At 72.3% G+C, this 12,837-nt stretch carries 12 protein-coding genes and 2 pseudogenes; 2 read left to right on the forward strand and 12 right to left on the reverse strand.

All coding sequences use genetic code 11. From position 1 onward, the window contains the following. The 3 genes from EEJ42_RS23150 to EEJ42_RS23160 form a co-directional block, all read right to left on the reverse strand. A partial coding sequence (locus tag EEJ42_RS23150) for a chromosome segregation SMC family protein (RefSeq protein WP_148082018.1) occupies positions 1 to 1,755 on the reverse strand: 1,755 nt, incomplete at its 3' end. Between the two features lie 239 nt (positions 1,756 to 1,994). Continuing rightward, entirely contained in the window at positions 1,995 to 2,201 is a 207-nt protein-coding gene (locus EEJ42_RS23155) for a hypothetical protein (RefSeq protein ID WP_055547295.1), read from the reverse strand. Between the two features lie 385 nt (positions 2,202 to 2,586). Further along, positions 2,587 to 2,868 (reverse strand): acylphosphatase, encoded by a 282-nt coding sequence (locus EEJ42_RS23160; protein ID WP_009714759.1) that lies wholly within the window; start codon positions 2,866 to 2,868, stop codon positions 2,587 to 2,589. A 156-nt stretch (positions 2,869 to 3,024) separates the two neighbouring features. Between EEJ42_RS23160 and EEJ42_RS23165 the strand changes: the two genes are divergently transcribed. Beyond that, positions 3,025 to 3,915 carry a CAP domain-containing protein gene (locus EEJ42_RS23165; protein WP_123102469.1) on the forward strand — a complete coding sequence of 297 codons (891 nt, stop codon included), beginning with the start codon at positions 3,025 to 3,027 and terminating at the stop codon, positions 3,913 to 3,915. 131 nt (positions 3,916 to 4,046) lie between these two features. After that, positions 4,047 to 4,493, forward strand: coding sequence for a winged helix-turn-helix transcriptional regulator (locus EEJ42_RS23170; protein ID WP_123102471.1), 447 nt, complete (start codon positions 4,047 to 4,049; stop codon positions 4,491 to 4,493). Here the strand turns inward: EEJ42_RS23170 and mutM are convergent. From mutM to EEJ42_RS23215, 9 genes and pseudogenes are all read right to left on the reverse strand, one after another. Further along, a pseudogene (gene mutM, locus EEJ42_RS23175) lies at positions 4,439 to 5,370 on the reverse strand (bifunctional DNA-formamidopyrimidine glycosylase/DNA-(apurinic or apyrimidinic site) lyase). The gene EEJ42_RS23170 and the pseudogene mutM sit on opposite strands and share 55 nt — an antisense overlap. 66 nt (positions 5,371 to 5,436) lie before the next feature. Continuing rightward, positions 5,437 to 6,351, reverse strand: a complete 915-nt coding sequence (rnc, locus tag EEJ42_RS23180) for a ribonuclease III (RefSeq protein ID WP_123102473.1) — start codon at positions 6,349 to 6,351, stop codon at positions 5,437 to 5,439. Between the two features lie 19 nt (positions 6,352 to 6,370). Continuing rightward, the gene (gene rpmF, locus EEJ42_RS23185) at positions 6,371 to 6,544 is read right to left on the reverse strand and encodes a 50S ribosomal protein L32 (protein WP_009714764.1); all 174 of its coding nucleotides are present in this window, start codon (positions 6,542 to 6,544) and stop codon (positions 6,371 to 6,373) included. A gap of 2 nt (positions 6,545 to 6,546) precedes the next feature. Further along, entirely contained in the window at positions 6,547 to 7,137 is a 591-nt protein-coding gene (locus tag EEJ42_RS23190) for a YceD family protein (protein WP_184503218.1), read from the reverse strand. A gap of 181 nt (positions 7,138 to 7,318) precedes the next feature. Next, a complete protein-coding gene (locus tag EEJ42_RS23195) occupies positions 7,319 to 8,488 on the reverse strand; it encodes an ATP synthase F0 subunit B (protein ID WP_123102475.1) in 1,170 nt (389 codons plus the stop codon). A 107-nt stretch (positions 8,489 to 8,595) separates the two neighbouring features. Then, positions 8,596 to 9,105: a pantetheine-phosphate adenylyltransferase gene (coaD, locus tag EEJ42_RS23200; RefSeq protein WP_123102477.1), complete on the reverse strand. Its 510-nt coding sequence runs from the start codon at positions 9,103 to 9,105 to the stop codon at positions 8,596 to 8,598. Further along, on the reverse strand, positions 9,102 to 9,689 hold the full coding sequence (rsmD, locus tag EEJ42_RS23205; RefSeq protein WP_009714768.1) for a 16S rRNA (guanine(966)-N(2))-methyltransferase RsmD: 588 nt from the start codon (positions 9,687 to 9,689) through the stop codon (positions 9,102 to 9,104). Before rsmD ends, coaD begins: the two co-directional genes overlap by 4 nt. 181 nt (positions 9,690 to 9,870) lie before the next feature. Next, positions 9,871 to 12,108 carry an ATP-dependent DNA helicase RecG gene (gene recG / locus EEJ42_RS23210; protein WP_123102479.1) on the reverse strand — a complete coding sequence of 746 codons (2,238 nt, stop codon included), beginning with the start codon at positions 12,106 to 12,108 and terminating at the stop codon, positions 9,871 to 9,873. A 97-nt stretch (positions 12,109 to 12,205) separates the two neighbouring features. Further along, a pseudogene (locus EEJ42_RS23215) lies at positions 12,206 to 12,837 on the reverse strand (DAK2 domain-containing protein); the annotation flags it as partial.

The following is a 12,837-nucleotide window of genomic DNA, read 5'->3' on the forward strand; positions in this document are numbered from 1 at the left end:
GTCCGCGTCGGCGGCGGTCCGCGTGCCCGGGACCGCGGGGGCGCCCAGGAGCAGGGCGGCGCGGCCCGCGTCTTCGGTGCGGAGGTGGCGGATCGCCTCGGCGGCGGCCGTGGGGTCGGTGACGGCGATCGCGTCGGCGGCGGCGCCCAGGGCCGCGGCGACCGGGACCTCGAAGCCGGGGCTGACGGTCAGCAGTTCGGCGGCCGGGCCGAGCAGGCCGGTGAGGCGGTCCGCCGCGGCCATCAGCGCGCCGGTGCCGTCCTTGCGGCGCAGGCCGAGCGCCAGGGCATCGTGCCGGGCGGCGGTCGCGGCGCGGTCCCGTTCGGCGGCGGTGGCGGCCTCGCGGGCCGCGCTCAGCGCCGTCTCCGCCTCGGACAGCTCCTGCTTGGCGGCCTCATGGCGCTCCGCCAGTTCCGCGTCGTCCGCGTCCAGTCCGTCGACCTCGGCCTTGAGCTGTTCGTACTCCTCCTGCGCGGCGGTGGCGCGGGCCTGGGCCTCGTCGCGGGCGGCGGCCAGGCGTTCGATCTCGGCGCGGGCCGAAGCGGCGCGGCCGCGGGCGGCGTTGACCTGGCCCTGGAGCCGGGCGAGCCCCTCGCGGCGGTCGGCGATGGCGCGGGCCACGTCCTTCAGCCGGCGCTCCTCCTGCGCCAGGCTCCGTTCGAGTTCCGCGCGGTGCGCGACGGTGTCGTCCAGGGCGCGGCTGGCCGCCTCCAGGGCGGCTTCCAGCTCGGCTTCCTGTTCCCGGATGCGGGCCGCCTCGCGTTCCATGTCCTCGGGGTCGCGGCCGCGCCGCTCCTCGGCGGGGGCGGTGGTCGCGCTCTTGACCCGGGCGTCGGCCAGGCTGACCGTGCCGCGCACCCGCTCGGCGAGCTGGGACAGCTGGTACCAGGTCTCCTGGGCGTCGCGCAGCCGCGGCGCGAGCTGCCGTACGTGTTCCTCGAGGGCGGCCTCGCGCCGCTGGGCGGTGCGCAGCTCGGCCTCGGTGGCCTCCTTGCGCTTCTTCAGCTCGGCCTCGTCCGCGACCTCGGCGCGCAGCGCCTCGCGCAGGGTGACCAGGTCGTCGGCGAGCAGCCGCAGCCGGGCGTCGCGCAGGTCGGCCTGGATGACGGCGGCCCGGCGGGCGACCGCAGCCTGTCGGCCGAGGGGTTTGAGCTGCCGCCGCAGCTCGTCGGTGAGGTCCTGGACCCGGGCCAGGTTGGCCTGCATCGCGTCCAGCTTCCGCAGCGCCTTCTCCTTGCGCCTGCGGTGCTTCAGGACGCCCGCGGCCTCCTCGATGAAGGCCCGGCGGCCGGTCGGGTCGGCGTGCAGGACGCCGTCGAGCTGGCCCTGGCCGACGATGACGTGCATCTCGCGGCCGATGCCGGAGTCGGACAGCAGTTCCTGGATGTCCAGCAGACGGCAGGTGTCGCCGTTGATCTGGTACTCACTGCCGCCGTTGCGGAACATGATCCGCGTGATGGTGACTTCGGCGTAGTCGATGGGCAGCGCACCATCGGCGTTGTCGATGGTGAGGGAGACCTCGGCGCGGCCGAGCGGGGGACGGCCGGTGGTCCCGGCGAAGATGACGTCCTCCATCTTGCCGCCGCGCAACGACTTGGCGCCCTGCTCGCCCATGACCCAGGAGAGCGCGTCCACGACGTTGGACTTGCCCGACCCGTTGGGGCCGACGACGCAGGTGATACCCGGCTCGAAGCGGAGCGTCGTGGCGGAGGCGAAGGACTTGAAGCCTCGCAGGGTCAGGCTCTTCAGGTGCACGCCGTTGGACTCTACCTTCCGGGCCTCGTCCGGCAGCGTCCCGAACGCGTGGCGCCGCGGACCCGCCCCGGCTTTTTCCCGCTTTCCTCAAAGATCGGTTTCACCGGTGAGGGGGTGGGGCACATCAGTCGGTAAGAGAAAGCCAAAGGTACGCGGGGGGAACGACGAAGGGACGCCGAGGCGTCCCTTGAAGATTCTCAAGCGGCTGACGGTGCAGCCCGACCGGCCCGAGGGCTGGGTCAGGCGAGCGCAGGCTCCGCCTGGGATACGTCGATGCTTTCGAGCAGCGAGTCGCCGTGACGAGCGGCGGCGGACAGCGCATCGTTTTCGGCCTGAATCCGAACAAGCTCGGATTCAAGATCCTGAACGCGCTGCTGAAGCCGTCGCATCTCGGCGAGGACTCGGGGGTCGGAGCCGCCGACGTAACCGAGAAGCGCCTTTGCCATGATGGATGGTCCTCCACAATGAGTGACCGACCGAAGCGGTGTGGGTCGTGAGGGATTCGCACCCGCGATGTTCGCCGATATTGCCGTGCTGCGGTGGCGGACAAGTTAAGGTGCGCGGGGACTTCCAGAGTCTCACCAATTGGTTTGAGGGTCAACACGATCACATGCCGCCGGCACCGCGAGGGCCGAGAGCACAAGGGGGCGCGAGCTGCGCCGCCCGCTCTCCAGAGGACCCGTAGCGGTTGGGGATCTTCCTACGCTCCGCAGCCTTCCACGGAGCGGCTCCGTTCGCAACCATCAGCCGATTTCTGCTCACAGCGCGCACGGAAGGCGTGGTCAGGGGGGTGTCGAAAGAGGGCCGAACGGGGGTCCCGCGGGCGCCGGCTCAGCGGATCTCGAAGCTGTCGTAGGCGCCCCGCGGTGTGTCCCAGATCTCGGTGACACCGTCGACCCGCCCGGGCGTGTCGCCCTCCCGCAACCAGTCGAGCAGCTGTTCGCACTCCGCACGCGGGCCCTCCGCGACGACCTGTACCCGGCCGTCGGAGAGGTTGGAGGCGAACCCGGCGAGGCCGCCGATGCGCAGCGCGTTGGCCCGGGTGAACCAGCGGAAGCCGACGCCCTGGACACGGCCGCGGACCCACGCGGTGAGGCGCACGTTGTCGTTCATGTCTGCACGCTAACCGGCTAATTGGCGCCTCGGCACATCTACCTCCTGCCGCATGGCGTACAGTCCCGGCTCAACAAGACTCACTCACACGAGTGACACATGAGTTGCCCACACAAGCCACACATTTGACTCCCTCGTACACAAGGAAGGCAGGAGATGGGCCGCCATCGACGATCTGCCCCCGGATCCGCGACGCCGCCCGTGGTGGGCGCCGGCCGCCACCGGGGACCGCGCCGTAGCCCTCTCGCACCGGTGAGGACCGGGCTGTTGAGTGTGTCCGCCGCGGTCGCGGTGGGCGCTGTGGCCATGGCCTCCGGCTTAGTTCCGGGCGGCCCCTCGGGTCTCGGCGGTGGCACTGAACCCGCCGGGCAGGTACAGGCGGGCGGGTCGCCCTCCGCCGGCGTGGACACCCAGGACCCGGGCGCCGGCATCCCGTCGGCCGGTGCGGGGACGTCGACGAGCCCCGGTGAGGCCAGCCCGCAGGCACCGTCCACGACCCCCTCCAAAATTCCCTCGAAGCCCGCCGGAACGCCGTCCAAGACCCCGGACGAGCGCCCCTCCGGCAGCAAGCCCGGCAGCCCCTCGGGCGGCGGCTCCGGCTCGACCACCCCGTCCCGTACGCCCACGACCGACCCGGTGCCCAGCCTTCCGCCGGAGAAGCCCGACCGGGCGGCGGCCGCCGAGAAGGCGGTCATCGCACTGGTGAACCAGGAGCGGGCCGCGGCCGGCTGCCAGCCGGTGACCGAGGACCGGAAACTCGCCCAGTTGGCGCAGGACTTCAGCGACGACATGGCGATACGCGACTTCTTCGACCACACCAGCCCGGACAACGAGGACCCCTGGGACCGAGCCAAGCTCGCGGGCATCCTGGACCTGGGCGGGGAGAACATCGGCCGCGGCCAGACCACCGCGCAGGACGTCATGGACTCGTGGATGGACAGCCCCGACCACCGCGCGAACATCCTCAACTGCCAGTACAAGACCCTCGGCGTCGGCGCGCACTTCGGCGACGACGGCCCCTGGTGGACCCAGGACTTCGGCTACTAGAGCGACCGCCGGAGCGAACGAGCGAGCGGCCCGGGCGTACGCCTGCTCCGGGCCGCGTTCCGCTGCGCCCACACCTCGCTCACCTGATGACAGCGCAACCCGTGGGAGAGCGCTGCGCGTATGGTGTGTGCATGGAATGTGAACGCACCGCCGGGAGCCGTCCGGGAGGGGACGCCACCGGGGACGAGGCCTTCGACGTGTTCGCGCGCGCCTGCCCGTCCCGCGCCACGCTGGAGCACGTCACCGGCAAGTGGGGCAGCCTCACCCTGACCGCGCTCGCCGAGAGCGGCTGCCGCTTCAACGAGCTGCGGCGGCGGGTCGACGGGGTCAGCGAGAAGATGCTGTCCCAGACGCTGCACGCGCTGGAGCGGGACGGTCTGGTGCACCGCGAGGCCCAGCCGGTCAATCCGCCGCGCGTGGACTACCGGCTCACCCCGCTGGGGCACGCGGTCGCCGAGCGGCTGCTGGCGCTGATCGGGCTGGTCGAGGAGCGGATGCCGGAGGTGCTGACGGCCCGGGAGGCCTACGACGGGCGGCGCGGCGAGAGCACTGCCCCGGCCGGGCGCGGCGGGCGCTGACAGCGCGGGCAGAAGTAGCTGGAGCGGTTCATCCAGGGGCGGCGGCGCATGGCGGTGCCGCAGCGGCGGCACGGCTCGTCCTCCCGGCCGTACGCGTCGAGGGAGCGCTCGAAGTACCCCGACTCGCCGTTCACATTGACGTAGAGGCTGTCGAAGCTGGTGCCGCCCACTGCCAGCGCCGCGCTCATGACATCCCGCACATGGCCGAGGAGTTCGGCGGAGCGCGGCCGGGTGAGCGTGGCGGTCGGCCGGTCGTAGTGCAGCCGGGCGCGCCACAGCGCCTCGTCGGCGTAGATGTTGCCGACGCCGCTGATCAGCGACTGGTCGAGCAGCGCGCGCTTGACGGTGGTACGGCGGCGGCGCAGCGCGAGGTGGAAGGCCGCCTCGTCGAAGGCGGGGTCCAGCGGGTCGCGGGCGATGTGCGCGATGGCGTCCGGGAGCCCCTCCAGGTCGCCGNCGCGATGGCGTCCGGGAGCCCCTCCAGGTCGCCGGGGACGGAGCCGTGCAGCGAGAGCCCGCCGAAGGTGCGCTGGTCGACGAAGCGCAGCTCGGTGCCCACGTCGTCGGCGAAGCGGACCCGGATGCGCAGATGCTTCTCGTCCGGGGCGCCGCCGGGCTGGACGAGCAGCTGGCCGCTCATGCCGAGGTGGGCCAGCACCGCTTCGGCGGTGTCCTCGAACGGCAGCCACAGATACTTGCCGCGGCGGCGGACCGCCCCGGTGCGGCGGCCCTTGAGCCGGGCCGCGAAGTCCTCCGCGCCGCCCAGGTGGCGGCGTACCGCGCGGGGGTGCAGCACCTGGACCTCGGCGACCGTACGGCCGCTGATCCAGCGCTCCAGACCGCGCCGGACCACCTCGACCTCGGGCAGCTCGGGCAACGTGACTCCTGATGGAGGGATCACCGGCACTCCGGCCCCGGTCGGTGACCGGGGCCGGGGCGGTGCCTAGCGGGTGGTGGTGGCCGAGTCCGCGGCCGAGGCGCCGGCGGCCTCGGCATCCTCGGTGACGGCCTCCGCCTCGGCCTTGGCCTCGGCTTCAGCCGCGGCTTCAGCCTCAGCGGCGGCCTTGGCCTTCGTCTGGGCCTCGTCGGCGGCCGCGCGGATCGCGCGCCAGGCGGCCTCGGCCGCCTGCTGCTCGGCTTCCTTCTTGCTGCGGCCGGTGCCGGTGCCGTACGCGACACCACCGACGCGGGCGGCAGCCGTGAAGGTCTTCTCGTGGTCGGGCCCGGTCTCGGAGACCAGGTACTCCGGAACCCCAAGACCCTCGGTGGCGGTCAGCTCCTGGAGGCTGGTCTTCCAGTCCAGGCCGGCGCCGAGGTTCGAGGACTTCTCGATCAGCGGGTCGAAGAGCCGGTGCACCAGTTCGGCCGCGGCGTCGAGCCCCCGGTCGAGATAGACCGCGCCGATCACCGCTTCCAGGGTGTCGGCGAGAATGGATGCCTTGTCCCTGCCCCCGGTGCCCTCCTCGCCCCGGCCGAGCCGGATGAAGGCGCCGAGGTCCAGCCCCCGGCCCACCTCGGCGAGCGCGCGCGAGTTGACCACCGCGGCCCGCAGCTTGGCCAGCTGGCCCTCGGGCAGGTCCGGGTGGATGCGGTACAGCGTGTCGGTGACCACCAGGCCGAGCACGGAATCCCCGAGGAATTCCAGCCGCTCGTTGGTGGGCAGACCGCCGTTCTCGTACGCGAAGGAGCGATGGGTCAGCGCACGCACCAGAAGGGCGGACTCGAGCTGGTACCCGAGCCGCCCTTCCAGGATCGTGTGGGACGAGGCCTTGTCCGCCTGGACCGTATCGCCGCCGCGCTGATGACCTCCGCGAGGTTCACCCGCGCGCTTGCGGGACGGCGTGCTGGCGTCCGACATAGAGCCTGTCACCCGCCGATCAGACCTCGAGGACCTGGCGGCGGTTGTAGGTGCCGCAGCTCGGGCACGCGATGTGCTGCTGCTTCGGCTCGTGGCAGCGCTCGCACGCCACCAGGGTGGGGACCGCAGCCTTCCACTGCGACCGGCGGTGGCGCGTGTTGCTGCGCGACATCTTCCGCTTCGGAACAGCCACGGCTACTTCTCCTGTGGGTCATCCCCGCGCTGGCGGGGGGCGTTGTCCTTCTCGCCGTCCTGAATGGACTCGGCGAGTCCCTGCAATGCCGCCCAACGGATGTCGACGGCTTCGTGGTGGTGGTCCGGGTCGTCCGCGAGCCGCGCACCACAATCGGCGCACAGCCCGGGGCAGTCCTCCCGGCACACCGGCTGCAACGGCAGTGAGAGCACCACCGCGTCGCGCAGCACGGGCTCGAGGTCGAACAGGTCGGCCTCGAGGAAGAGCGTGTCCTCCTCCTCGGCGTCGTCGCCGGTGTCCGCGTCGCGGCTCCGGTCGTCGGCGTCGGGGTAGGAGTACATCTCCTGGAAGTCCGCTTCGAGCTCTCGCTCCAGCGGCTCCAGACACCTTACGCACTCCCCCGTGAGCGGTGCACGGGCGGTGCCTGTGACAAGCACCCCTTCCATGACCGACTCCAGGCGGAGTTCAAGCTCCACGGTCGCGCCTTCCCGCACCCCGATGACCTCGATGCCGAGGTCCTTGGGGGCCGCCACGGAGCGGGAGACCCGCTTGAGCGCACCAGGACGCCGCCCCAGCTCACGTGTGTCGAACACGAGCGGGGCACGGTGGTCGAGGCGGGCGTTCAGGGCTTCCTGCTTTCTACGCTGCGGCGGGCCACCCGACACGGACTTGAAGCGGGCAGCCGAGATCGCGGACGTACGCGCGACCGAAGAGCCAGGATACTGGACGGGCCGCCCCAGGCCCAATCGGGTCAAGGGCGCCTCCATAGCGCCCCTAGCGCCCCTGCTCGTACTGACGCAGCTGGTCGAGATCGATCATGCTCGTGTCGAACAGGCTGGTCTCGTCGAGCGCCGCTCCCGGCTGCTGCGGGGGGTACGGGGGCTGCGGCGGGGGCTGCTGGGCGTAGCCGTTCGGGTCGTAGCCCTGGGGCTGCTGCTGCCAGCCGCCGTACGCGTCCGCTTGCGGATAGCCCGCCTGCTGGGCGTACGGGTCCGGCTGCTGGACGTAACCCTGCTGCTGGTAGCCGTACGCGTCCTGCTGCGGGTAGCCCGGCTGCTGGGCGTAGTACCCGGCGTCGGCCACCGCTGGGTCCATCGCGGCGGGGTTCATGGCCCCGGGGTCCATCGCCGCTGGATCCATCGCCGCCGGGTCCATCGCGGCGGGCTGCACGGCGGCGGGCTGGACGACGGGCGGCTGTACGGGCACGGCCGCGGGCTGCGCGGCGGCGCCCTGGGACTGGGCCAGCTCCGCGTAGTAGTCGTCGTCGCTGGTCCGCAGGGCCTGGGCGGTCGCGTCCTGGGCGGCCATGTGGACGCCCAGCTCGTCGGCCGGGCGGGAGCCGAGCAGCTTCTGACGGCCCCGGCCGACCGCTTCCAGGGTCTTGGAGAGGACCGCGGAGACGGCCCCCAGCTTGGTGTCCACGTACTCGTCGGCGCGCTGCCGCAGGGTGTGCGGATCGGCGCTGCGCTCCGGCTCGTCGTCCATGCCGTCGCCGCCGGGCGCCCGGCCGAGCAGCTTGTCGCGGCCGCGGTCCACCGAACCGATGGTCTTGGTGAGCACGACCTCGAAGTTGGCGAGCTTGCTGTCGACGTAGTCGTCGGCCTCGGCGCGGATCTCCTCGGCCTCCCGGCGGGCCTCAGCGAGGATCCGGTCGGCCTCCTCCTGGGACGTCCGGGCCACCTCGGTCTCCGAGATCAGCCCGGCGCGCTCGGCGTGCGCGGACTCGATGATCCGCGTGGCCTCCTGGCGGGCGTCGTCCACCATCCGGTCCCGCCCGCCGATCAGCTCCTCGGCGTGGGCGAGGGAGTCGGGGAGGGCGGCGCGCACCTCTTCGAGCATGGCGAGCAGCTCGGCGCGGTTGACCACGCACGAGGCCGACATGGGCATGGCCCGGGCGCTGCCGACGGCGCTCACGATCTCGTCGAGCTTCTTCTGCACGTCCACCTTGGGTGCTCGCAGTCTGAGTCGGAGGGGATGAGACGGGACCGACTGTACGGCCAGCGGGCGCCTGCCCGACACCCGCTGACGCACCGTCAGCCCTCAGCCCGCGGTCACGTCCGCCGGAGCCGTTCGTCCAGCGCCTCCAGGACGAGCGGCGGCACCAGGTGGGAGATGTCGCCGCCCCAGGCCGCGACCTCCTTGACCAGGCTGGAGGAGAGGAAGCTGTAGGTGGGGTTGGTGGGCACGAAGAGGGTTTCCACCCCCGACAGCCCGTTGTTCATCTGGGCCATCTGGAGCTCGTAGTCGAAGTCGCTGACGGCCCGCAGCCCCTTGACGATGGCGGGGATGTCGCGCTGCTTGCAGAAGTCCACGAGCAGCCCGTGGAAGGACTCGACTTCGACATTGCCGTACTCGGCGGTCGTCTGGCGGAGCAGATCCATCCGCTCCTCCACCGTGAACAGCCCCTGCTTGGACTTGTTGATCATCACGGCGACGTGGACGACGTCATACAGCTTGGACGCTCGGGCGATGATGTCCAGGTGCCCATTGGTGACGGGGTCGAAGGACCCCGGACAGACTGCGCGGCGCAACGGAAGTTCCTCGCTCTCGGGTCCGGTCATGACGCGTTGTCGCACGTCGAGGCGGCGCGACCGTACCAAAGCGTGCCCTCGCCGTAGCGACGGGACCGCAGTCCCTCGAAACCGGCCGGCCACCCGAACTCCCCGCCTCTGGTGCTGCGCTCAACGGTGGCCAGCGCATCGGGTGCGAGCCAGCCTTTGCCACGGAGTGTGAGCAGGATCTCGCGGAGATCGTCGTCGCTGACCACATAGGGCGGATCCAGGAAAACGACGTCGTACGGGCCGGTGGCCGGAGGCTGACCGCCGATGGTCGCCTCGGCCTTGCCGGTGCGCAGCTCGGCGCCGGGCAGCCCCAGCGCCCGTACGTTCTCCCGGATGGTGCGGGCGGCGCGCGGGTCCGACTCGACCAGCAGCACATGGGCCGCGCCCCGGGACAGCGCCTCCAGCCCGACCGCGCCCGAGCCGCCGTACAGATCGAGGACCCGTGCCCCGCTCAGCGAGCCGAGCAGCGACTCCCAGGTGGAGAACAGGCCCTCGCGCGCCCGGTCCGAGGTGGGTCGGGTGCCGTTTCCCGGCGGCACGGCCAGGCGGCGTCCGCCGGCCGCTCCGGCGATCACGCGGGTCATGGGTGTGGCAGTCCTTCGCGGTGGTCGACGCGGTGCTCGGGGCAGCGGCGGGCGGTACGCCGGGCCGCTGCCCTCCACGATATGGCGTCCGGCGCCGCTCGGGAGCCCCGCGCGGCGCTTAGGGGGTGTCTTGCCGGTCATGCCGGGCTCCCGCCTGACCGACACCCATACCCCCTGCAGCTCATCCCTTGTCGAGGAATTCCTCCCGCTCCTTGTCCAGCAGGGCGTCCAGCGCGGTGCGCAGCTCCGGGTAGCCGGTCAGCTCGGGGTCGGCCGTGACGATCGCGGTGGCCTCCTCCCGGGCGGCGGCGATGACCTCCTCGTCGTCGATGACGGCGAGCACCCGCAGCGAGGAGCGGACGCCGGACTGGGCCTGGCCGAGGACGTCGCCCTCGCGGCGCTGCTCCAGGTCGATCCGGGACAGCTCGAAGCCGTCGAGGGTGGCCGCGACCGCGCCGAGCCGCACCCGGGCGGGGCTCGCCTCGGGCATCTCGGTCACCAGCAGGCACAGCCCCGGGGCCGAGCCCCGGCCGACCCGGCCGCGCAGCTGGTGCAGCTGGGAGACGCCGAACCGGTCGGCGTCCATGATCACCATGGCGGTGGCGTTGGGAACGTTGACGCCCACCTCGATGACGGTCGTGGCGACCAGCACGTCCACCCCGCCCGCGGCGAAGCGGCGCATCACCTCGTCCTTGGCCTCCGGCGCCATCCGGCCGTGCAGCACCTCCACCCGCAGATCGCGCAGCGGGCCCGCGGCGAGCTTGTCGGCGACGTCGAGGACCGCGAGCGGCGGGCGCTTCTCCGCCTCGTCCTCGGCGCTCTTCTCCTCCCCCGCCTTGGCCTTGGCCGCCTTCGCCGCTTTCTCCTCGTCCTCCTCGTCTCCGATGCGCGGGCACACCACATACGCCTGGTGTCCGCCCGCCACCTCCTCCCGCACCCGCTCCCAGGTGCGGGCCAGGAAGTGCGGCTTGTCCTTGGCGGGGACCACATGCGAGGCGATCGGGGAACGGCCGGACGGCAGCTGGTCCAGGACGGAGGTCTCCAGGTCGCCGAAGACGGTCATCGCGACGGTCCGCGGGATCGGGGTGGCCGTCATCACCAGCAGATGCGGCGGCTGCTTGCCCTTGGAACGCAGGGCGTCGCGCTGCTCGACACCGAAGCGGTGCTGCTCGTCGACCACCACCAGGCCCAGATCGTGGAACTGGACCTTGTCCTCGATCAGCGCATGGGTGCCGATCACGATCCCGGCCTCGCCGGTGACCAGGTCCAGCAGCGCCTGACGGCGGGCCGCGGCCCCCATGGACCCGGTGAGCAGCACGACCTTGGTCCCCTGCTCCGCGCCGCCCAGCATCCCTCCCTCGGCCAGCTCGCCCATCATCTCCGTGATCGAACGGTGGTGCTGCTGGGCGAGCACCTCGGTCGGCGCGAGCATCGCCGCCTGTCCCCCGGCATCCACGACGCCGAGCATCGCGCGCAGCGCGACCATCGTCTTGCCCGACCCGACCTCGCCCTGGAGCAGCCGGTGCATGGGGTGGTCGGTGGCCAGGTCGGTGAAGATCTCGGCGCTGACCCGTTTCTGGCCGTCGGTGAGGGTGAACGGCAGCCGGGCGTCGAAGGCGTCCAGCAGGCCGCCGTCCACCGGCCTGCGGGGAGCGGCGGGCGCCGTCGCGTCGGCCTGGCGGCGGCGGGCGAGGGCGACCTGGAGGACGAACGCCTCGTCCCACTTGAGCCGGTCGCGCGCGGCGGCGATGTCGGCCTTGGTGCGCGGGCGGTGAATGCGGCGCAGCGCCCCGGGCAGCGTGGCCAGCCCGCGGCCCTCCCGGAGGGACTCGGGCAGCGGGTCGATCAGCCCGGCCAGCACGGTGTCCTCCTGGCCCGCCGGGCCCAGGACGGTGTCGATGGCCTGCTGGATCTGCCAGGACTCCATCTGCTTGCAGGCCGGGTACAGCGGCAGCAGCTGGTTGGCGAACGCCTCCACGGCGTCCGAGCCGCTGTCCGGGCGCAGCAGCTTGAACTCGGGGTGCGCCAGCTGCCGCTTGTGGTTGAAGACCGAGACCTTCCCGGCGAACATGGCGCGGGTGCCGGGCAGCAGCTCCCCGCGCGGCTTGTGCACGCCCTTGCCGAAGAAGACGAGCTGGAGGCGGCCGCTGCCGTCGGTGATGGTGACCTCCAGCCGCTGGCCGCGGCCGCTGTTGAACTTGTGCACCCGGGCATCCGCGACCTGCGCGACGACGGTCACATGCTCGTCCAGGGGCAGATCGGCCAGCCGCGTCAGCTCGCCGCGCTCCGCGTAGCGCCGCGGGTAGTGGTGCAGCAGGTCGCCGACCGTGTGCAGGCCGAGGTGCTCGGCCATCACCTTCGCGGTGTTGCCGCCGAGGACTTTCTTCAGGGGTTCATCCAGCACGGGCACGCAGTCCATTGCACACCACGCCACCGACAAGCGGGGCCATTCACCGGGTCATGCCCGGGATTCGGGTGCGGATCATTCCGGGATCATGTCCGGATCATGCCGCCCATCATTCAACGCCTATGATCAGCGGCGCTGAGGGCTGGCCGCCCCGGTAGACGATCGTGTCGACGGCGAAGTGGCCCTCCCGTACGTGGCGCTCCAGCCGCTCGGCGATCGCGTCGGGGAGGTCCGCGCCGAGCACCAGCGTGACCATCTCCCCGCCCGCGGCCAGCATCCGGTCCAGGACCGTCTCGGCGGTCGGGGCCAGCTCGGTGCCGATCACCGCCACGTCGCCGTCGATCAGGCCCAGGACGTCCCCGGCCTGGCAGACCCCGGCCATGGTCCAGGACCGGTGCTCGGCGACGGCCAGTTCGGCGCAGCGGGTGGCCCCCGCCGCGGAGGTCATCGCGACGACGTCCTCGTCGAAGCTGCGGGCGGGCTCGTGCACGGCGAGCGCGGCGATGCCCTGGACCGGGGAGCGGGTGGGGATGACGGCGACCCGTACGCCCTCGGCGCGGGCCTGCGCGGCGGCGGCCGCGGCCGGGTGGCGCAGCTCGGCGTCGTTGGGCAGCAGCACCACCTCGCGGGCGTGGGCCCGCAGGATCGCCTCGGCCAGCTCGCTGCCGCCGGGCGGCTTCCCGGGGTCGGTGGCGACCACGGTGGCACCGGCCTCGGCGCACAGCGCGGCGAGGCCGTCGC

It is taken from the genome of Streptomyces botrytidirepellens (genome assembly GCF_003721215.1).
Classification (GTDB): Bacteria; Actinomycetota; Actinomycetes; order Streptomycetales; family Streptomycetaceae; genus Streptomyces; species Streptomyces himastatinicus.

Excerpts from the sequence above, each read along its gene's own strand:
- EEJ42_RS23155 (WP_055547295.1), bottom strand. The coding sequence starts at position 2,201 with ATGGCAAAGGCGCTTCTCGGTTACGTCGGCGGCTCCGACCCCCGAGTC.
- EEJ42_RS23160 (WP_009714759.1), bottom strand. The coding sequence starts at position 2,868 with ATGAACGACAACGTGCGCCTCACCGCGTGGGTCCGCGGCCGTGTCCAG.
- EEJ42_RS23165 (WP_123102469.1), top strand. The coding sequence starts at position 3,025 with ATGGGCCGCCATCGACGATCTGCCCCCGGATCCGCGACGCCGCCCGTG.
- EEJ42_RS23170 (WP_123102471.1), top strand. The coding sequence starts at position 4,047 with ATGGAATGTGAACGCACCGCCGGGAGCCGTCCGGGAGGGGACGCCACC.
- rnc (WP_123102473.1), bottom strand. The coding sequence starts at position 6,351 with ATGTCGGACGCCAGCACGCCGTCCCGCAAGCGCGCGGGTGAACCTCGC.
- coaD (WP_123102477.1), bottom strand. The coding sequence starts at position 9,105 with ATGACCGGACCCGAGAGCGAGGAACTTCCGTTGCGCCGCGCAGTCTGT.
- rsmD (WP_009714768.1), bottom strand. The coding sequence starts at position 9,689 with ATGACCCGCGTGATCGCCGGAGCGGCCGGCGGACGCCGCCTGGCCGTG.
- recG (WP_123102479.1), bottom strand. The coding sequence starts at position 12,108 with ATGGACTGCGTGCCCGTGCTGGATGAACCCCTGAAGAAAGTCCTCGGC.